Consider the following 921-nt stretch of genomic DNA (forward strand, 5'->3'; position numbering starts at 1 on the left):
TGATGGATTCATAGTCATCTTTCGGGTTACGTTCCGCACCGGACGATACCGTCACATTATCCACTTCGCGGGTACCAGTAACCGCCTGAGCTCCGTAAACCAGCGTCCAGCGATCGGCAAAATGCCAGCGATCCATGGCGAACACTTCCAGGTTATCGGCCTTGTTATCCACCTTGGTGGAAAGCGCCCCACGGATGCCACCGCTGTGCTGATAATTGCCACCCTTTACCCAGGTTTGTCCGTAATTCAGCCCCAGCAACAGGTCATGGTTACCCAGCTGTTTGTCATAACGCACGGTGGTGCCGAAGGTGGTCTGATCGGTATCGATCAACAGGCTGAAGAAGGGGTTCTGGACAATGGGGTGGTAGAGCGACTGGTCCTCAAAGGAAAAGCCCACCACCAGGCGGCTGGTATCACTCAGGGCCCACTCGGTGCGGTTGGCCGCGCGCCATTTCTCCACGTTATAGAGGAAGTTGCCCGTCACGTTATCCGGGTTGGCCTGATAGGGGTCATCATCGAACTGGTCCTGCCTGAGCGCGCCGGCCAATTCCTGATCATTGTCCACGTAGGTGAAATAGAAGCGATTTTTCACCGTGTCACTGATCTGCCAGCCCGTATTGGCATAAACGCCGCCACGCTGTTGCTCCTGATGACCGCAGAAACCGTCGTAGCTGCGTTGCTCAACGGTGACCAGGCCATCAAAGTCGCCGGCCACCACCCCGCCGGTGACGCTGTTCTGCACGGTGCCATGGCTGCCGGCACTCAGGTAAGCCTGATTGTTGGTGGTGCGCGCCGTGGGGCTGATGAAATTAATCGCCCCGCCCAGGGTGCTGGCCCCGTAGGTCATGGCATTGGCACCCCGGGCGATGACCGCGTAACGCGACGCCAGCGGGTCAATAAAACTGTTGTGGTTGTTGCCAT

1 protein-coding gene is annotated in these 921 nt (G+C 57.8%); it reads right to left on the minus strand.

Translation table 11 applies throughout. From position 1 onward, the window contains the following. Positions 1-921: TonB-dependent receptor domain-containing protein (locus A3730_RS31110; RefSeq protein WP_369819043.1), on the minus strand; the 921-nt coding region annotated here is incomplete at both ends.

It is taken from the genome of Alcanivorax sp. HI0044 (assembly GCF_001634945.1).